The sequence below is a fragment of the Aquifex pyrophilus genome (genome assembly GCF_054656935.1).
The window spans coordinates 74879-93636 of sequence record NZ_BAAHXJ010000003.1 but is presented as its reverse complement, the minus strand read 5'-3'; the positions used below and the strand labels follow the sequence as shown (position 1 = coordinate 93636).

Genomic DNA, 18758 nt, shown 5'->3' with positions numbered 1-18758 from the left:
TTTTACTTGGCTTCCGCGGTCTCCTTTGCCTCCCTTGCCTTCTTTGCAAGCTCGGGGTCGTAAGCCTTACCCTGCCAGAGCATCTTGTAAACAACCTCGTAGGTGCTTTCCGCAAGCTCCGTGAGCTCCTTAAAGAGCTTGTTGAACTTCTCAGACCTGTGAGACTTTTCGTGGCTTTCGAGGTCCTTCCAGAAGGTTATTATGAGTATTTCCCTATCTTTTAGGGGGTGTTCGGTAGCCTGTCCAGCGGTAGAACCCTCAAGGGATACCCCTCCGGTGTTAAGGACGACAAATCCTCCGTAAAATCCGTCGTCGGAGTGGTAGGTCTTTACGTGTTCGCAGAGGTATGCGGCCTTTTCCATAACCTCGTCTATATCAACACCCTCCTTAAGAACAACGTAATTTATATTTACAATCGCATCGTCAGGTATTCCAGGTATCAGCGGATTTCCATACATCTCACTCACCTCCTATCAGGTTTTCTTATCAATATATTAGAATATTCTAATATTTTTATGATATAAAACATAAGGGGATTGTAGTAAATTAAACTCTATGGTTTTTTTCTGGAGAAAGTCCGACGTAGAAAAGAAGGCGGAAAAAGGGGATAAGAACGCGATACTTGAGCTCATAAAACAGGGAAAGAGGGAAAAGGCGGAGAAGATACTGAAAAAATACGCTGACGAGAACGAGGAGTTTGCGGAGCTGTTATTTGAGCTTTACGTGAGTGAGGGGAAGTTCGTTCAGGCTTACCCCTACCTTAAGAAGTTCGGAGACAGGCTCGGAACCGCAAAGGAGAGGGCAAAGGTTTACCAGGCACTCGGAAAGTATGAGGACGCTGTAAGGGAATTTCTGAAAGTGGGGGATTTTGAGAGCCTTTACAACGTGGCAAAGATTTACTACCAGCTTGAGAAACCGAAAGAGGCTTACAAGTATGCGAAGAGGGCGGAAAAGATAGTTCCCTACGAGAAAAAACAGGAGCTTGAGGAGTTCATAAGAAAGCTTGAGATTGAGCTCGGACTCGTAAAGGAAGAGAAGGAGAGCGTCCTTGAGAAGCTTAAGAAGGGGCTTAAGAAAACGAAAGAGGCGGTAGAGTTCAGTCTCCTCTTCAGGGGAAGGAGCGTAGACGAAGAGTTTTTTGAAGAACTTGAGGAGCTTCTCGTCAAGGCGGACGTGGGCGTAAAAACCGCTGTTGAGATAACCGAGAGGCTGAGGAAAGAAGCCATAAGGAAGAACATAAAGAGCTCTGAGGAGATAAAGGAGCTTTTGAAAAGGGAGCTCCTTTCAATACTTAAGAACTGCGAGGGAAAGTTAAAAATAAGGGATAAGAAGGCTTCCGTTATACTCTTCGTGGGCGTTAACGGCTCGGGAAAGACGACAACAATAGGGAAGCTCGCACATAAATTGAAAAGCGAAGGGAAGAAGGTTCTCCTCGTTGCAGGGGATACCTTCAGGGCTGCTGCTGTTGAACAGCTTGAGGTTTGGGCAAAGCGTGCGGGTGTTGATATAGTTAAGAAGGAAGAGGGAGCGGACCCGGGAGCGGTCGTTTACGAAGGTGTGAAGAAGGCAAAGGAGGAAGGATACGACGTCGTTCTTATAGATACCGCGGGAAGGCTTCACACGAAAGAGCCCCTGATAAAAGAGCTCAGAAAGATTGTTAAGGTCATTAAAAAGTTTGACGAGGAAGAACCTACCGAGACTCTTCTCGTTATGGACGCTACGACGGGACAGAACGCTATACAGCAGGCAAAGGTTTTTAAGGAAGCTGTTGATATAACGGGGATAGTGGTCACAAAGCTTGACGGGAGCGCGAAAGGAGGTTTCATCGTTGCGGTTTGTAAGGAGTTCAAGATTCCCATAAAGCTTGTGGGTGTAGGAGAAGGTATAGACGACCTACAGCCCTTTGATGCTGAGGCTTACGTAAATGCACTCCTGGATTAATTTAATCTTATGAAGCTTCCCATAGTTCTCGGAACGGACCCCGAAAACACCATAAGGATAGATAAGCTTCCCCCTCTGAAGGGGGAGTTTGCGGTTCACATTCACACCTCGGAAAACGAGAACAACGCCCACCTAAAGCTTGAATACGGGGACACCGATTACTGCCTCTCCCTTTACGTATTCAATTACCCTAAGTTCCTGAAGAACGAGACCGTTAGGGTGAGGAATTACGACCTGTGGCCCAAGTGGATTATGTTTGCTGCAAAACTACCCGACGGAAAGTTACATCCCCGTTCGGGCGGAAAGGTTTACAGGGAAGATGCGGTAATCGTGGGAGAGGGGAGATACAGCCTTGAGAATCCCTTTATATCCTTTGAGTTCAGGGACGGGACAAAGCTCAGCTTCAGGGTGGAGTTTTACAGATACGTAAGGTATTACTCACCCAAATACGGGAAGAGCTTCAGGAGCGAATACTGGTTTATAGGTATAGATTGACTTACCTAACTTTTTTCAATAAGCTCAAGCTTTGCCTCGCATCTACCCAATTTATAACTTAGCTCCTCAACTTTGTTTATTATCTCAAGAAAGTTTTTGGAAATTGCCTTTAAATCTTCAAAAATCTCACTTTTTCCTCGTATGTAATCGTAATAATAATTTAGAGCCTCCTCAATAATTTGGGTTTCTTTCTTATTTGTAGATTTTTTAAGCTCTTCAAGGATGCCTACGGTTTTGTCATTAAACACATAAGTTTTCTTTTTCATAACAAACACCTCGAGAATATTTTCATTTTTAAATTTATTTCATCAGTATTTTTGTGGCAATGTTTTATTGGGGTAAGTAATTGTAAACCTTTAGAAGGTATTCTATAAGTATTTCTAAAGGTTCTTTACTCAGGTTTTCATCTCTCATGGGTTTAGCAAAGGGGGATAATGCTAACTTTCTCAATTCCTCTTCCTCCATAGGAGGGACAGGAGCCTTTAGACTTGCAACCGTTCCCTTTCTCTTCCTTCCAACCTCCTTAGAAGAGCCCACCTTAAAACCCAGAAGTATAAGGCTTTTTCTTACGGAAAGGGAAGAACTGTAAGATACCCAGTATCCCTTCTCGTCAATTCTTTCTTTAATTAACTTTAAAAAGTCGCAGGTCCAAAGTTCTGGATTTTTATAGGGGGAAAAGGCATCGTGAAAAACTGCATCCGCATTAAACTCAACCTTCTTTATCTCTTTCCTTGCATCCCCTATGTAAACCTTTATTTTTAGCCTCTCATCTTCGTGCTCCGGAACGGCGGATATAATTCTTTTATGTATCTCGCGGTAGGGTTCCGGAAGAATAGGGATATCCTTTATGAGTTCTTTCTCAAAGGAGATTATCTCAACCTTTAAACTCGGATTTATATCCCAGAGGTGTTTTAAAGCAACGGCTAAGTTATATCCGAGTCCGAAACCGATATCCAGAATTTTTATAACTTCCTTCTTCTTTGCCTTTTCAAGTATGCGGGAAGGTTTTACAAACTTCCAGTAAGCTTCCCTTATAGCTCCCGCGGTTTGACTGTGGTAAGGCTCTCCGTATTTATTGTGAATAAGCGTATAAGAGCCGTCCGCCGTGGGAGCGGGATTAACACCTTCACCAAAGGGGTTGTATGCAAACCTTTTAAGTTCCCTCAGTATGGTATTAAAAGCCTCTTCGTTAAGTTTTATTTCTTTCCTTTTTAAGAAGTTTTTAAGGTATTTTTCTAAAAAAGTCTCACGATTCATCTCTGAGAATTTCCTCTATGTTGTAAATTTCGTAAACCGGCCTGTGGTTTGTGAGTCCTATAGACTCCCTGTAAACTATAAGGTAATACCTGTATTTATAGGCTTCCCTTTTGTAAGCCTCAAAACGCTTCCTCATGGATACTATAAGCCTTATGGTAAGCTTCGGTGTTCTTCCCTTCTCCCTTTCAAGCCTTACCTTCAGATAATTTATCGCCCTTTTTATCCTTTTCATATTTTCTATGCATACCTCTATCTTCCTTCCGTATCCCCCGCCTACGCTTGCTATTTCCCTTAAGACCTCGTCATCAAGGCTCTCCTTCTGTATCATGTCCAATAATAAAAATTAAAATCTTCTGGCAAGATATTATTATGGCTCTCGAAATTATAGAAAGGGGATGTCCCAACTGCGGGGGAGCTATAAGCTCCGACAGGCTTGAGAAAGGCCTTCCCTGTTCAAGGTGCCTCCCGAAGCCAACCGAGGAAGAGGTTTGCCCTGCCCTTGAGAGGGAAAACACCTTAAAGCTCCTTAAACCTTTCTGCGAAACGGATAAAAAACTTGAGGAGTTTATAAACTTCTTTGAGAGGGGAATAGGTGCAAAGCCTTGGAGTCTCCAGAGGGTATGGGCAAAGCGGGTTTTTATGAACCAGTCCTTTGCGATAGTAGCCCCCACGGGTGTAGGTAAAACCACCTTCGGCCTCGTTATGTCCCTCTTCCTGAAGGGAAGGGTTTTAATGATATTCCCCACGAGGCTTTTAGCAAATCAAGCAGGGGAAAAACTTGAGGAGCTTTCCCGAAAGCTAAACGTTAAAAAGAGAATTCTCGTTTACCAGTCAAAGAAGAAGGTGAAGGAGCAGTTCCTTAACGGAGATTGGGATATCCTTCTCGGGACGAATATGTTCCTCCACAAGAACTTTGAAAACCTTATAAACTTTAAGTTTAATCTCATCTTTATAGACGACATAGACAGCTTTCTAAAAAGGGGAAAGAATGTAGATTACCTCTTTAAGCTCCTCGGCTTTACCGACGATGAGATAAGGCTCGCACTTAAAGAAGAGAAAAGTCAGAGGGATTACGACAGGCTCGCAAGGATAAGGAAGAGGAAGAGGGAAACCGTTTTAATAGTATCCTCCGCAACACTAAAACCTAGAGGTAAAAGGGCATACCTTTTCAGAAACCTTCTCGGTTTTGATATACAGAAAGCGATATCAACTTTAAGAAACATAGTTGACGTTGCGGAACCCGTTAAAGATTTAGATGAAGCCCTTGAGAAATCCGTTGAGCTTATAAAGAAGCTCGGAAAGGGGGGACTCGTTTATCTCTCGGTATTTTACGGAAAGGAGAAGGTTGAAGAAGTCACCGAGTATTACAGAAAAAAGGGCCTTAGAGCCCTCTCATACCTTGAGTATAAACCCGAGGAGTTAATACAGATTCTTGAAAAGGGAGATTTTGACGTTGCGGTTGGAATTTCCCACATAACGAACCCCCTCGTTAGGGGCATAGACCTTCCCCACATAATAAGGTATGCGGTATTCTTGGACCCCCCTAAGCACGTATTTCCAACAAAGCTGAGTTTAAACCCGCCCCTTCTCCACTCGCTCCTCCTTACTCTCCTGAACCTCTTTGAAGAGAACGACAGACTCCAGGCCATTCAATACGCCATGTATCTCAAGAGATACCTCACCCTCAGGGAGGAACAGCTTGACCAGTACCCGAGGATAAAGGAGAGAGTTGAAGAAATAAAGAACTTCCTTGAGAAGTTTTTAAAGGACGAAAAATTCCTCAAAAAGATTGAAGAGAGCGAGGATATATCCCTCATTCCCAAGGACGGGGAGCTTTACATAGTCGTTGGTGATGCAAACTCCTACATACAGGCGAGCGGAAGAACCTCCCGTTTCATAGCGGGGGGAATGACAAAGGGGCTTTCCGTCGTTTACTACTCGGACCCGAAGGCTTTTTACTCCCTGAAGAAGCGACTCTCCCTCTACTACATGACTCAGGAGATAGAGTTCAAGCGTCTTGAGGAGATAGACCTTGATAAGTTGATAAAGGAGATAGACGAGGACAGGAAGAGGGCTAAAGCCATTCTTGAAGGAAAAGGTGTAGCCCAGATAAAGGATTTATTTAAAACGACGCTCGTCGTAGTTGAAAGCCCCAACAAAGCGAGAACTATAGCCTCCTTCTTCGGGAAGCCCCAGATGAGACTCGTTGAGGACTCAATAGCCTACGAGGTTCCCTTAGGGGACAGGCTTCTCGTAATAACCGCTTCCCTCGGACACGTTCTTGACCTCGTTACCGATAAAGGCTTCTTCGGAGTCCTTGACGACACGTATCCCTACCTTCCCGTTTACGACACCATAAAGATATGCAGGGATACCCACGAACAGCACACCGATTATAAGTATTTGAAAAATAGGTGCAGAGGAAAAATTGAGGACAAGATGGAGATAATTAAGGGGATAAGGGAGGTGGGATACGAGGTTGACGAGGTTTACATAGCGACGGACCCAGACGCGGAGGGTGAAAAGATAGGATACGACCTTTACCTCCTCACGAAACCCTTTAACCTCAACATAAAAAGGGCTGAGTTTCACGAGGTAACTCCGAAGGCCTTCAGGGAAGCTATAGAAAATCCCAGAGATGTTGACCTAAATATGGTAAAAGCCCAGCTCGTAAGGAGAATTCTTGACAGATGGGTCGGCTTCACCCTCTCCCATATCCTCTGGGATGTCTTTAAAAAGAAGTGGCTTTCCGCGGGAAGGGTGCAAACACCAGTCCTCGGATGGGTCATAAAGAGGTATGAGGAGTCAAAGCAAAAGAAAGGGGAGATAATCCTCGTAATAAACGGATACAGGCTAAAGATAGATATAGAGGATTTAAGATTCGCAAGGGAAGTGTTCAGAGACCTTGATATAGCGGAACTTTCCCTAGAAAATCCAAGGGAGGAGGAGAAGAGACCCCTTCCCCCTTATACCACGGACACAATCCTTGAGGATGCAAACGAGAAGCTCCACCTATCCGCAAAGAAGACGATGTCAATACTCCAGGAGCTCTTTGAAAGCGGATACATTACTTACCACAGAACGGACTCAACGAGGGTTTCCGACGCGGGTAAATACCTCGTTGCGAAGCCTTACATAATGAAACGTTTCGGAGAGGAGTATTTCTACCCGAGAAGCTGGGGAGAAGGCGGAGCCCACGAGTGCATAAGACCGACAAGACCCTTAGAGCCAAGGGACCTTGAGTTTATGATAACCGCGGGCATTGCGGAGTTTGAGGACCCCGAGAATACCGTAAAGGTTTACGAGCTAATATTCAAGAGATTTATGGCTTCCCAGATGAGACCCGCAAAGGTGGTTATTGAGGAGCTAAAGATAAAACTACCCTATTACGAGTTTAAAGAGGACGTTGTGGTTGACGTGAAAGAACACGGCTTTGACCTAATGTATCCCACATTCACCTTATTCCCGAAGGGTGATAAACTCACAATTCAGGATAAGGAGTTCAGGGAGGTTCCTAAGGTTTACCCCTACACCCAGGGAACCCTCATACAGGAGATGAAGAGAAGGGGGCTCGGAAGACCCTCAACCTACGCCCAGATAGTTCAGACACTCCTTGAAAGGCATTACGTTGTTGAAGAAAAAGGCTTTTTAATCCCGACTGAGCTCGGTGTAAAGGTTTACGAATACCTTACAAAGCACTTCCCCGATTGGACCAGCGAAGAGCTAACGAGAAAGCTTGAAGAGGCTATGGACAAAATAGAAAGGGGAGAACTTGACTATATGGAAGTTCTTAAAGAAGTTCACGGAATAAAGAAGCTTCTCAAGGAAGCGAGGGAGAGGGTGTAATCACTCTCCCCCGTATTCCACGCTGTCTATTTCCTCCATAAACTGTTCAACCGCAAAGGTAAGAAACTCCTTTATCTCCTTTACGTCTTTCTTTAGTATATCGGGGGATATCTCTATCTTCTTCTCAAATACGTCCCCATCACCGCTCTTGTAGATGACCTTTATATAAGGGTATTTAGGTTGATACCCGGGTGTGAGGTCAACCTCACACCCCTCTTCCTTCTCAACATCGTCAAAGCATACTTCAATATCAATGTCGGGGTCAACCATTAAGTCCTGAACCTCTTTCGCAAGCTTCTTTAGCTTTTCAATCTCTTCGTTGCTCAGAGTCATACCTACCTCCCTGAAAAAATTATACCACCTACTTTTTCCGCAGAGGTCAATACGTGTTTACTTACTTAAAAGGTTAATAAAAAAAAGAGAAAAAGGCTTATGACTTTGCGGTAGCCTTCGGTGTAACCATTACCATCTCTACGCAGTGTCTCTTAAGGAGGTCCGAGCATACGTAAACACAGATTTCACAACCCTTGCACCTGTCGTACCAGACCCATGCGCTGTTTGTGCTTGCACGGAAGTTAAGACAGTTGGGCTCAGGACAGAAGAGAACGCACTGTTTACAGTTGTACTGGGCACATTCTTTTTCTTTAACGTCCGCAACAAAATACATCTATCTTTACCTCCTCAAGTTTTTACTTCTTCCGTTTCCGTTTCTACCCAGCCGTTCTCTTCCGCAAGCTTCATCGTGTACTTTATAACTTCCATGTTCTTTGCAAGGAGTTCTTGCTTCTTCTTGAACTTCTTTTCTATAGCGGAGTCAAGGGCTGTCGTTCCACCGGATGCTACGAAGGTTCCTCCGAGGAATCTCTCTATCAGTGCCTTTTCTATGTGTTCAAGGTTTACGAGTCTCGTAATACCGAAGAAGAGTCCTACCATAGCCATGTTCGTTGCAAGCTCCGTTCCCGCTATGTCTCTCGCTATCTGTGTCGCGGGTATCATGTATATCCTTGCGTTAAGTTCTTCAAGAACCTTTCTGTCTTCCTCGGGAATTATATCAACGTCGGAGTTTATTATTACCATTCCATTCTCTTTCAGTCCAGAGTAGAAGGGCATCGTGTAGGACTTACCGTGGGTGATAACCTGAGGGTGGTAAATCATGATAACGTTGGGGTAAACAACCTCACCGACTTCGTATATGGGCTGGTCTGAAACACGAACGTAAGCCTCAACGGGAGCCATTCTCTTTTCGGAACCGAAGAAGGGAACGAGGGATGCGTACTTTCCGGCAGCAGCCATAGCGTTACCGAGAATGTGGGCAGAGGTAACGACCCCCTGCCCGCCAACTCCCGCAATCCTTATATTGTATCTCTTCATTTCTTGACCTCCTCCTTCTCCTTCCTTTCAACCTCTTCAAGGAACTCCTTAACCTCGTCCGTCATCCATTCATAGAACTTAAAGTCTTGCTTTTCTCTCTTCCTTGCGTCCGCGAGAACTTCCCTTGTGGGTATTGAGTACTCAATGTTACAGGAGGTGTAAGCGTGTATGAATGTGGGTCCGAAGTGCCTTGCTGCCAGGATTGCCCTTCTTACGGTCTTTGCTATTCTCTTGGGGTTCGTAGGTGATATTCTTGCGACGTATACACATCCCGCGGTCTTTGCAAGCTCAACGGCGTTTATCTTGTCAAACTTCTTTCCGAGGGGTGCCATTTTGAGCTGAACGCCCTTGGGGGACATTCCGCTTTCCTGTCCACCGGTGTTTCCGTAAACCTCGTTATCAACCATTATGGTTGTGAACTTCTCCCTTCTGAACCAGGAGTGCATTGTCATTCCGAAACCGATATCTATAAGCCCACCGTCACCCGCTATAACTACAACGTCCTTAACTTTGTCGGGGAATCTTATAGAAAGTGCCCTCTTTAGACCGGAAGCAACCGCATTTGTATCTCCGTAGTTTCCGTAGATGAAGGGAACTGCAGCCTGTGAGAGTGCAAGTCTTGCACATCCCGCAGTTCCGAGAACTATCGTATCCTCGGGATTGGGGAGTGCCGCGTAGAACACTCTTATGAAGTAAGCCATGTAGCACCCTGCACACATGGGGTGCTCTTCAACGAGCTCCTTGAACTGCCCGAGTTGCATTACGTCAACTTTCTTACCGAAGGGACCGTATTTTACGAGGTCAACGTAGTCCCTGGGCATGTATTTTTCAAAGCCGGGAGAAATTCTTACGTATTCCAGACCCATATCAACACCTCCTTAAGGTTTTTTAAACAACGGTCTTCTTTTCCTTCTTAATACCAAAGGCCTTGTAAATTTCGTCCATAATAAGCTCAACGGGAAGGGTCATTCCTCCGTAAACCCTGGGTCCGTCAACAACTATACCGCTGTTGGGTATAGCTGCCTTAACCTCTTTTGCAAGCCATCCCACTATGTTGTGTTCGGGAACTATTACCGCCTTGGCGTTCTTGAGAACTTCCCTTATCTCCTGGGCGGGGAAGGGTCTCAGGGATTTTACCTTAACAAGTCCAACGTTTAGTCCTTCCATCGTTGCGTATCTTTGGGCTTCTCTTCCCTGTGCTGCTGCACAACCGGAAGCAACTACGAAAACTTCCGCATCGGGGTTTACAACTTCTATGAGACCGCCGAGGTAGTGCTTAATCCACTTTGCAGCCCTTCTGTTTGCAGACCATACTTCCTGCTGCCATACCGCGTGGATGAGGTAGCTCATGAAGTTTGACTTTTGAACGGGTGCGTCCCTCTGAATTCTTGCGGGTGGTATTTCACAATCCGTAGGCGGAACGGGTGCCTTGTAGGGGTCTCTGGGAGGTAGCTTCATATCTTCGGGAGGAAGGTCAACATATCCCTTAGCGTGGGTTACGAAGAATCCTTCCGTGGCGACTACAACGGGAAGGTAAACGTCAACCTTTTCGGAAATTACGAATCCAGCGAGGGTGAAATCAAAAACGTCCTGCTGGTTTTCAGCGTGAAGAACTACAAGACCCGAATTAAGGAGATAAGATATCTCAACGTTGTCGGGCTGTATGGATAGGGGAGCGTTTACGACTCTCGTCATTACACCGAGAACCGCGGGAATTCTGTGTCCGGGCCAGGATACTATGGCCTCAAGACCCCTCAGGAGTCCGGGTCCCGAAGTTGCGGTGAAGGCTCTCGCTCCGCCCCTTACCGCTCCCGCTATAGCGGACATAGCTCCGTATTCCTCTTCCGCTCTATAGTAATCCTTAACGTATCCCTGTGCGTAAAGGTCTCCAACGAGGTGCATCGTCTCGGATTGGGGAGTTATGGGATAGGCTATAGCGACGTCAACGTTTGCCCTTTTAACGGCTTCCGCAAAAGCCTGAGAACCCGTGATAAACTTTCTCTCCCTGGGAGCTTCTAAAATAAGGTATTCGGGGTCAACAACTCTTTGCTCAGGCATACCACACCTCCTTCAAAATTACTCGGTTTCTTCTACAATCTCGCCCCTTCTCGGGATAAGAAGGTATGCATACTCTCCGAAGTCCAGGGGAGATATCTTGACCCACTCTTCCTTCGGGAGTGAAGGGTTTTCGGGCGGTAGCTTGGGTTCCCACTCTATTCCCATCTCCTTCCTTACCTCTACGAGAACGTCCCTGAACTTCCTTATCTCATCCGCGTGAACGTCCCTGAGGGACACCATCGCGTCCTCGTGTCCCATCTCACCGCAGAGGGCTATCGTGTAGCAGTTCGTTCCCGCCCTTATCATCCTGAGGGAGAGATTTGCGTAGTGACAGTGAACTCCTACGAATATGCACACCTCAATTCTGTTGTGAAGTATCGTGAGGTTGGGGTGATTGGGATTTATCTCCGCTTCGGGGTCAATCTTGGGGTATTTTGGTCTGTAGTCGGGCATGGGAATTATCCTGCAGTTGGGAATTTCCATAGCGAGTTCAAGAACCGCCTTAGCCTTTTCCATCGCGTCTGCGTTCCATCCCCAGAGGACTAGAGGACCGGGGAATATGGTGGGGTTTTTGCGGGTAAGAAGCGCTTTTGCGGCCTCCCTCATTGCGGTTTCTTCGTCAACTATCTCACCGTAAAGTAAAGCTTTACCGGGAGGTGGCAGGTCACACCCTTGAAATGCCGCAGGGGTAGGTATGTAACCTTCAGGGCCCGGTTGTATTGGGTTCTTCTCAGCCATACATAACCTCCGCGCCTTGTTTTAGATGTGGTAAGTAAAAATACAATATAAACAAAAAGATAGTATGAGCAAGGTCAAAAACAAAACGGAGTTTTAAGTGTATATAACGTCAAACTTAAGGTCGTAAAGTTCCCTTATCTTCTTTGATATCTTCAGGAAGAAGTCGTAAGCCTCCTCCTTTGAGCCGAAAAAGCCTATGCGGAAGCGGGTTTCGTTAATGTCATAAGGCCTTTCGGGGTTCCACCTGTTTCTGTATCTCGGCTTATCGGAGGGGTAGATATCCGCAAAGTTGTTAAAGGGGTCAACGTATACGACCCAACCTTCCCCTTCTACGGGCTGGAGGGATACCTTAACGGTCTGGGCTATCTCGGAGTTCTTCATATCGGGGTTTACCTTTTGACATACTTCTCTAACGGGGGCCCCGAACCACTTAAGGTTCTCGTCAGCTTCCAAAAAGAAAAGGTTTCTGTCTCCTGCCTCTTCACATATTAACTTCAGCACTCTTCCCCACATGAAATTTATTATTTCACAAATTCCAAAAAGTGTTTTATTATTTTAATGAGGTTGTATTTACTAACTTAAAGTGTTAAAATTTGACCTTGGTAAGGAGGTGGAAAAATGGGAGATGTGTTAATATCCATTATAGCTATAGCCTTACTCTTAGGGCTCATACCTTTGTTTTCCGCACTCCTTAAGTTTTAAATTTTCTTTATGCCCCGGGGCTTACTTGCCATTTTTATTTTTATACTTTTACTGAGCGGTTGTGCCCCTAAGGTAAAGGTTAAGGGAAAGCATAAGGCGAAGTGTCCGAGATACGCATACGTAAAGGTTCGGTACTGCCCCACAAAATACGCCTATTCAAACCTATTCCAGCACCTCAGTAAGATTAAAGTTGTAAATCCGAGAAACGGGAAATCAATAAGGATTGCGGTAAGGTATAACAGAAAGGTTAATGGCTTATGTCTTCCGAGGAAGTATAAGAAAATTTTGGGGAAGCCTTTTAAAGTAAAGGTTTACGTCTTGAGGTGCGGGGAGAATAACGTAAAAAGCTGTCCCTCCGTTATAAGGGGATATGCATCATGGTATGGAAAAGAGTTTCACGGAAGGAGAACCGCATCGGGCATAAGGTTCAACTCCTACGGGCTTTACGCTGCTCACAGATATCTTCCCTTTGGAACCATACTTGAGGTGAAGAATTTGAAAAACGGAAGGAAGGTGAGGGTGAAGGTTATAGACCGGGGGCCCTACGTGAGGGGCAGGCATCTTGACCTTTCTTACGGGGCTGCAAAGAGGCTTGGAATGATTAAGGACGGGGTTATCCCTTTTGAGGCGAAAGTCATACGGTGCGGATACTGAAAATAGCATATATTTAAATCTGTTAAGATGTGCGGGATAGCCGGTGTCTTTAATTCCCCATACGCTTCGGAATACGTTTTCTTAATGATTTACTCCCTTCAGCACAGGGGCCAGGAGAGTGTGGGAATAAGTTCCTCCGACGGAGAGAAGATACACACCGTAAAGAAGGCGGGAAGGGTTCTTGAAGCCATAAGACAGGAGGACCTGAACTCCCTAAAGGGGGATATGGCAATAGCCCACGTGAGATACTCAACCGCGGGAAACGCGGGAGGATTTAACGCCCAGCCCATAGTGAGGGAGACGCCTCTCGGAGAGGTTGCCCTCGTTCACAACGGAAACCTCGTTAACTTCCTCACGTTAAGAAAAGAGCTAGAGGCAAAGGGGATAAAGTTTAACTACAACTCAGATACGGAGGTTTTCCTGGCACTCCTTGAGGAAGGAAAGGAGATAAAACCCCAAGGGTTTGACATACATCCCCTTGACAGGGATATTATCCCGAAGCTCCTTTACGTTTTTAGCAGGGTGAAGGGTGCTTACAGCCTTCTCTTTCTCTTTAAAGATAAGATTGTTGCGGTAAGGGACCCTTACGGGTTCAGACCCCTCGTTATGGGGAGAAAGGGGAAGAGCATACTCTTTGCTTCCGAGAGCTGTGCCTTTGACATTCTCGAGGGTGAGTTCTGGAGGGAGGTAAAACCCGGGGAGATATTAGTCGTTGACCAGAAGGGTATAAGGAGCTACAGAATTCTGAACGCAGACAGGAAGGCCCAGTGTATATTTGAGTTCGTTTACTTTGCAAGACCCGACAGCTATATATTCAACGACTGGGTTTACAACGTGAGAAAAGAGATGGGAAGACAGCTCGCAAGGGAGGACGACGTAGAGGCGGACGTGGTCATTCCCGTTCCCGACTCGGGTATAGTTCCGGCCCTCGGATATGCCGAAGAGAAGAAGCTTCCCTTTGAATACGGGCTCATAAGAAACCACTACGTTGGAAGGAGCTTTATAGAACCCACGCCCGAGCTGAGAAACCTGAGGGTTCTTATGAAGCTATCCCCAAACAGGGCGGTTCTTCAGGGTAAGAGAATAGTCGTTATAGACGACTCCCTTGTGAGGGGAACAACCTCAAAGAGAATCGTAAGCATGCTGAGGCGTGCGGGAGCTAAAGAGATACACATGAGGATAGCTTCCCCTCCCGTTGTGGGGCCCTGCTACTACGGAATTGACACGCCGACGAGGGAAGAGCTCATAGCCAACAGGATGCCCCTTGAGGACATAGCGAAGTTTATAGGTGTTGACAGCCTGAGGTATTTATCCCTTGAGGGATTGAGGAGGTCCGTAAAGAACGCTGGGGATTTCTGCGATGCCTGCTTCAGCCTGAACTACCCCGTTGAGGTTGAGGACCTTAAACTTTCTAAACTTAAGTCTTGAGTTCCTCAAGCTCCTTAAGGAAGCTTCTCTTGAACTCTTCTTTAAACTTGTGGGAGTAAAAGGCTATCTTTGCCCTGCTTCCCTCAACCCTTATCCATACCTTTCTGTGAACGGTGTAAAAGGCGGTTGCCATACCGAGAACGAGGATTATTGAGCCGAGCCATATAAGGGGGGTGCCGGGCTGGTAGGATACCTCAAATCCCGAGAAGAAGAGAGGCTCAAAGCCGTTCATAAAGAACATGTAGGGAAAGTCCTTAAGCTCATCCATCTGGGAAAAGACGAGTGCGGTAAGTCGGGGGTCGTATATAACGGGAACGTTGTAGGGCTTCCTGTCAAGGAGAACCTTTAAAACAACCCCGGGTGCGAGCTCGTTCTGGTTGTTGGGGTCGTGTATGTTCAGGATTACCCTATCTATGGATATGAGCATATTTTTAAACTCAACTACCTGACCGCTTCTTATGTTAAACATGCCTATAACCGCGTTTTCGGGGTCCTCATGGGCCTTCTTTCTGTCAACGACTATAACGCCCATGTTACTCGTTCCCTCAAGGAGTCCATACGTTGCCTGAAAGAGTCTGTATCTTCCGAAATCAAAGGGCTCGTTAACCTTAACAGTTCCCTTTGCGACAACCTTCCCAGAGTTTATTACCTCTATATCGCTCTCGTAAGAGCTAACAGCCTGGGCGAAACGCTCGTCAACCCTGGGGTTTTCCTCGCCGTACGTTTTTATTCTGAAATCTATCAGGTGAACCGCAAAGGGAAGCTTATAACTCTTCTGTTCGGGACCTACGAACATAACGTCGTTTGTATCTCCTTCAGCAACTATCAGGCTTCCCCTGACCCCGACTATGGCGTCTATTAAAGCACCCGCCATTATCACGAGGAGGGCTATGTGGGTTATATAAACGCCGAGTCTTGAGAACCTTCCCTTTTCCGCAAATATGTAAGTTCTCTCTCCTTCCCTTTCCATAAATACCTTAAATCCCTTCTTTGCGAGGAACTTAACGAGCTTCTCAACATCCCCTATGTTTGCGGTTATGGGCTTTAGGTGCTTTTCCGCCTTCTCGTCAAGCTTTGTTATCCTCTCCTTACTGAAGGCCTGCTTCCAGACCCTCGGAAGCCTCTTTATTGAGCAAACGATTAGGTTAACCGCGAGAAGAACTATGAATAGTATGTAATACCAGGAGTGGAAGACGTCGTTCAGGTAAAGCTTCCATACCCATATACCCACAGTATAACCGAACTGGTCCAGATACCACTCAAAGGGCTGGTTCTGCTTTATGTAGGTTGAACCGAGCATAGAGAGTATGCCGAGAACGAGCATTATGAATATAGCGAGCTTAAGCGAGGCAAAGAAGTCGTATAAGAAAGAGAAAAAGTTCCCGTGCTTCCTGTAGTCTTTTATTAAAGCCTTTATCCAGCCAGCAAGGTTAAGGAAAAAGGAGACCGCAAATATAATAGAAGAAAGGGAAAAGACAAACCAGTATAAGACGTTTACCTCCTCAAGGTGAAAGAGTCCTGCTATCACTACCGCTGTGAAGAGAATAAAGCCTAAGATTAATCCTCCGAAGCCCGAAAGAAACTCAAGAACCTTCTTCATACTCTAACTCCTGAACCTTCTCCTTGTAAAAATCAACGAGCTTTCTCCTAATCTCCTCGTTAAGCTCCTTTGAGAGTATCTCTACTACGGGCACGTTCCTGTCCTTCACCTGAAAGGAGGGCATGGCTACGAACATACCTCCGTAAACGTTTCGGATAAGCTTAACATTTCTTATTAATATTTCCCCGTATAGGAGTATGTCAAAGTATGCGAGAAGCTTTCCCCGCTTGTATGGAACCTCAAAGGGGTAAAACTTAACTATCTTCACCCTTTCCATCAAAACTCCGCAAGGTAAAACAGAGGCGTGTATGCGTTTATAACCTTCAGCTCCTCAAGGTCCGCACCCACGAGCCTCTTAAGAAAAGATTTCTCCTCCTGAATGAATAAGGGCTTTGCCTCGGGATAACCGGAGAGCTCTTTAGCCTTTTCTATGGCATCGTAAAGGGAACCTATCCCGTCAACGAGTCCGAGCTTCAGGGCTTCCTCTCCTGTGAAAACCCTCCCGTCCGCTATGGTCCTCAGCTTCTCCTCGTTAATCTTTTCTTTTCTGTATTTCAGTATCGCCTGTATGAACTGCTCTAAGGCGGTATTTACGAGCTCTTGGAGGTATTTCCTCTCCTCCTCCGAAAGCTCCTTAAAGGGGCTCAGAGTGTCCTTGAACTTTCCCGTTTTTATTGAGGTCGCCTTTATACCGAGCTTGTTTAAAAGCTCCCTGTAAGTCATGTGCTGGATAATCACACCTATGCTTCCCGTTATCGTTCCGGGATTTGCGTATATATACGTTCCCGCGGAGGCAACGTAATAACCGCCTGAAGCGGCTATGTTTCCCATAGATATTACAACGGGTTTCCCGCTTTCCCTGAACCTTTCAAGCGCCCTGTATATCTCCTGGGAAGCCCCAACCGAACCGCCGGGGGAGTCAACCCTCAGAACCAGAGCAACGACGTTTTTTGACTTTCTCAGCTTCTCTATCCTGCTTACGAGAGGGTAAGGGTTCACTATAACGCCCATGAGCTTTAGGACTGCTATCTTTTTTCCGAGGGGGATTTTCGTTATCACAGCTTGGAACATCGTAAGAAAAATTATAAGGAGGATTAAAAATAGAACCGTCCTCTTAAGCCACTTCATGGTTTTTTCTCCTTTCCGCCAGATAGACGAGGAAGACGAGGAACAAGAAGAGCCCAATCATGTAAAATCTCGTAACCCATACGGTCCAGTGGGTTTCGGAAACGACCTTCGGTATGTATTCCTTTGCCCAAACTATAAGGAGAATAGCAAGGAATGCGGGAGTTATGAACCTCATAACGTAGTAGTAAAACCTCGGAACTTTTATTATTCCTCCCCTGTTTATCTCCTCCCAGGCCTTGTCCGCTCCGAAAATCCAGAAGAATATGAGAATCTCAACGAGTCCGAAGAACACAACCCCTATAGTTCCAGCCCAGAAATCCATCTCGTCAAGGGATTTATTCAGAAATATAACGAGGTGGGCACTGAAGAAAACGATTCCCGCCGTGAGTAAAACCGCCTGTTTTCTCGTAAATTTAAGTTCGTCCTCAAAGAAAGCTATAAGGGGCTGCATGAGGGCCAAGGATGAAGTGAGTCCAGCAAAGAAGAGAAGGAAGAACCATAGAAATCCCAGGAAAACGCCCCCCGCGGTCTGGGAAAATATTGCGGGCAGGGTTATGAAACCGAGGTTAAAAGCTCCTCCCTTCGCTATCGCAACTGCGTTAGCAACCCCGAAGAAGGCAACCGCTGCGGGTATGGCTATTGAACCACCGAGAATTACCTCCGCCTTCTCGTTAAGGGTTGACGCGGTAAGACCGCTGAGAACTATATCGTCATCCTTCCTTATGTATGAAGCGTAAGTGATTATCGCACCAAATCCCAGGCTCAAGGTAAAGAATATCTGACCTACCGCCGCTATCCAGACGCTCGGGTCCTTTAGTTTCTCAAAATCGGGGGTCCAGAGGAAACTCAGGCCTTCCACCGCGGAGCCATTGGGAGTTTCAAGGAGAAAAACCCTTATAACGAGAAATACCGCGAGAATAAAGAGGGTTGGCATCGCTATCTTTGCGAACTTTTCTATACCTTCTGATATTCCCCTTATGAGTATGCCCACGTTTATAGCCATAGTTATGAGGAAGACGAGGTATGCGAACAGGGAGGGCTTTAATATGGGTTCATCTCCTTCGGGAAAACCTACGTATTTAAATAGAAACTCTTTGAAAGGATGGAGAACCGCGTCGGGACTTGTTGCACCGGGAGGGGGTTCGGGAACGAGTCCAACGAGGAACTTTATCGCAAATCCTAAGGTCCAGCTTTCTATGTATATGTAGTAAATTATCACGACAAGGGGTATCCATAAGCCGAACACCCCGAGGATTTTTGCAAACCTATTTCTCCACATAAGGTAAAAGATTGATGGAGTTGTGCCGTGCCCGTGTGCTCCCCCGTATCTACCCATAGCCCACTCTATCCACATAAGGGGGATACCTACGAGGAGAAAGGCTATTATGTATGGAATCATAAAAGCCCCGCCCCCGTTTTCCGCGGCCTGAACGGGGAACCTGAGGAAGTTCCCTAGCCCTACCGCATTACCCGCCATAGCGAGGATTAGACCTATACGGGTAGCCCAGTGTTCCCTTTTCACTTCCATAGGAGAATATTT

Annotated in this window: 20 protein-coding genes; 5 read left to right on the top strand and 15 right to left on the bottom strand. The window is 46.1% G+C overall.

The window, feature by feature from the left end:
• Positions 1–2: 2 nt before the first annotated feature.
• Entirely contained in the window at positions 3–458 is a 456-nt protein-coding gene (locus tag ACYQZ0_RS01065) for a ligand-binding protein SH3 (protein ID WP_459774566.1), read from the bottom strand.
• Between the two features lie 97 nt (positions 459–555).
• On the opposite strand from ACYQZ0_RS01065, the gene ftsY reads away from it, so the two are divergent.
• Together ftsY and ACYQZ0_RS01055 are read left to right on the top strand one after the other, a co-directional pair.
• A complete protein-coding gene (gene ftsY / locus ACYQZ0_RS01060) occupies positions 556–1941 on the top strand; it encodes a signal recognition particle-docking protein FtsY (RefSeq protein WP_459774565.1) in 1386 nt (461 codons plus the stop codon).
• Positions 1942–1950: 9 nt separating this feature from the next.
• Positions 1951–2436 carry a hypothetical protein gene (locus ACYQZ0_RS01055; RefSeq protein WP_459774564.1) on the top strand — a complete coding sequence of 162 codons (486 nt, stop codon included), beginning with the start codon at positions 1951–1953 and terminating at the stop codon, positions 2434–2436.
• A 5-nt stretch (positions 2437–2441) separates the two neighbouring features.
• On the opposite strand, the gene ACYQZ0_RS01050 is transcribed toward ACYQZ0_RS01055, so the two are convergent.
• The 3 genes from ACYQZ0_RS01050 to ACYQZ0_RS01040 all read right to left on the bottom strand — a co-directional run bounded on the left by ACYQZ0_RS01050 (position 2442) and on the right by ACYQZ0_RS01040 (position 4021).
• Positions 2442–2702: a ribbon-helix-helix domain-containing protein gene (locus tag ACYQZ0_RS01050; RefSeq protein WP_459774563.1), complete on the bottom strand. Its 261-nt coding sequence runs from the start codon at positions 2700–2702 to the stop codon at positions 2442–2444.
• 64 nt (positions 2703–2766) lie between these two features.
• Positions 2767–3693 carry an MnmC family methyltransferase gene (locus tag ACYQZ0_RS01045; protein WP_459774562.1) on the bottom strand — a complete coding sequence of 309 codons (927 nt, stop codon included), beginning with the start codon at positions 3691–3693 and terminating at the stop codon, positions 2767–2769.
• A complete protein-coding gene (locus ACYQZ0_RS01040) occupies positions 3683–4021 on the bottom strand; it encodes a hypothetical protein (RefSeq protein ID WP_459774561.1) in 339 nt (112 codons plus the stop codon). The genes ACYQZ0_RS01045 and ACYQZ0_RS01040 overlap by 11 nt, the downstream gene beginning before the upstream one ends.
• Before the next feature lie 41 nt (positions 4022–4062).
• On the opposite strand from ACYQZ0_RS01040, the gene rgy reads away from it, so the two are divergent.
• Positions 4063–7539 (top strand): reverse gyrase, encoded by a 3477-nt coding sequence (rgy, locus tag ACYQZ0_RS01035; RefSeq protein WP_459774560.1) that lies wholly within the window; start codon positions 4063–4065, stop codon positions 7537–7539.
• Here the strand turns inward: rgy and ACYQZ0_RS01030 are convergent, their stop codons facing one another.
• The 7 genes from ACYQZ0_RS01030 to ACYQZ0_RS01000 all read right to left on the bottom strand — a co-directional run bounded on the left by ACYQZ0_RS01030 (position 7540) and on the right by ACYQZ0_RS01000 (position 12207).
• Entirely contained in the window at positions 7540–7872 is a 333-nt protein-coding gene (locus ACYQZ0_RS01030) for a hypothetical protein (RefSeq protein WP_459774558.1), read from the bottom strand.
• A gap of 97 nt (positions 7873–7969) precedes the next feature.
• Positions 7970–8206: a ferredoxin oxidoreductase gene (locus ACYQZ0_RS01025; protein ID WP_459774557.1), complete on the bottom strand. Its 237-nt coding sequence runs from the start codon at positions 8204–8206 to the stop codon at positions 7970–7972.
• A gap of 14 nt (positions 8207–8220) precedes the next feature.
• Positions 8221–8910 (bottom strand): 2-oxoacid:ferredoxin oxidoreductase subunit gamma family protein, encoded by a 690-nt coding sequence (locus ACYQZ0_RS01020; RefSeq protein ID WP_459774555.1) that lies wholly within the window; start codon positions 8908–8910, stop codon positions 8221–8223.
• On the bottom strand, positions 8907–9776 hold the full coding sequence (locus tag ACYQZ0_RS01015) for a thiamine pyrophosphate-dependent enzyme (protein ID WP_459774553.1): 870 nt from the start codon (positions 9774–9776) through the stop codon (positions 8907–8909). The genes ACYQZ0_RS01020 and ACYQZ0_RS01015 overlap by 4 nt, the downstream gene beginning before the upstream one ends.
• Before the next feature lie 22 nt (positions 9777–9798).
• The gene (locus ACYQZ0_RS01010; RefSeq protein ID WP_459774552.1) at positions 9799–10968 is read right to left on the bottom strand and encodes a transketolase C-terminal domain-containing protein; all 1170 of its coding nucleotides are present in this window, start codon (positions 10966–10968) and stop codon (positions 9799–9801) included.
• Positions 10969–10986: 18 nt separating this feature from the next.
• Positions 10987–11706: a carbon monoxide dehydrogenase beta subunit family protein gene (locus ACYQZ0_RS01005; protein ID WP_459774551.1), complete on the bottom strand. Its 720-nt coding sequence runs from the start codon at positions 11704–11706 to the stop codon at positions 10987–10989.
• A 93-nt stretch (positions 11707–11799) separates the two neighbouring features.
• Positions 11800–12207: a hypothetical protein gene (locus ACYQZ0_RS01000; RefSeq protein ID WP_459774550.1), complete on the bottom strand. Its 408-nt coding sequence runs from the start codon at positions 12205–12207 to the stop codon at positions 11800–11802.
• A gap of 210 nt (positions 12208–12417) precedes the next feature.
• Here ACYQZ0_RS01000 and ACYQZ0_RS00995 point away from each other — a divergent pair, with 210 nt between their 5' ends.
• Both ACYQZ0_RS00995 and purF read left to right on the top strand, forming a co-directional pair.
• Positions 12418–13062, top strand: coding sequence for a septal ring lytic transglycosylase RlpA family protein (locus ACYQZ0_RS00995; protein WP_459774549.1), 645 nt, complete (start codon positions 12418–12420; stop codon positions 13060–13062).
• A 27-nt stretch (positions 13063–13089) separates the two neighbouring features.
• Positions 13090–14490, top strand: a complete 1401-nt coding sequence (purF, locus tag ACYQZ0_RS00990) for an amidophosphoribosyltransferase (RefSeq protein WP_459774548.1) — start codon at positions 13090–13092, stop codon at positions 14488–14490.
• On the opposite strand, the gene resB is transcribed toward purF, so the two are convergent.
• The 4 genes from resB to ACYQZ0_RS00970 are packed head-to-tail and all read right to left on the bottom strand — an operon-like array spanning position 14480 to position 18746.
• On the bottom strand, positions 14480–16090 hold the full coding sequence (gene resB, locus ACYQZ0_RS00985) for a cytochrome c biogenesis protein ResB (protein ID WP_459774546.1): 1611 nt from the start codon (positions 16088–16090) through the stop codon (positions 14480–14482). The genes purF and resB overlap by 11 nt on opposite strands.
• Positions 16074–16367, bottom strand: a complete 294-nt coding sequence (locus tag ACYQZ0_RS00980; RefSeq protein ID WP_459774544.1) for a septation protein SpoVG family protein — start codon at positions 16365–16367, stop codon at positions 16074–16076. Before ACYQZ0_RS00980 ends, resB begins: the two co-directional genes overlap by 17 nt.
• Positions 16367–17218, bottom strand: a complete 852-nt coding sequence (gene sppA / locus ACYQZ0_RS00975; protein WP_459774542.1) for a signal peptide peptidase SppA — start codon at positions 17216–17218, stop codon at positions 16367–16369. The genes ACYQZ0_RS00980 and sppA overlap by 1 nt, the downstream gene beginning before the upstream one ends.
• Positions 17205–18746 carry a sodium:neurotransmitter symporter family protein gene (locus ACYQZ0_RS00970; RefSeq protein WP_459774540.1) on the bottom strand — a complete coding sequence of 514 codons (1542 nt, stop codon included), beginning with the start codon at positions 18744–18746 and terminating at the stop codon, positions 17205–17207. The genes sppA and ACYQZ0_RS00970 overlap by 14 nt, the downstream gene beginning before the upstream one ends.
• Positions 18747–18758 lie beyond the last annotated feature (12 nt).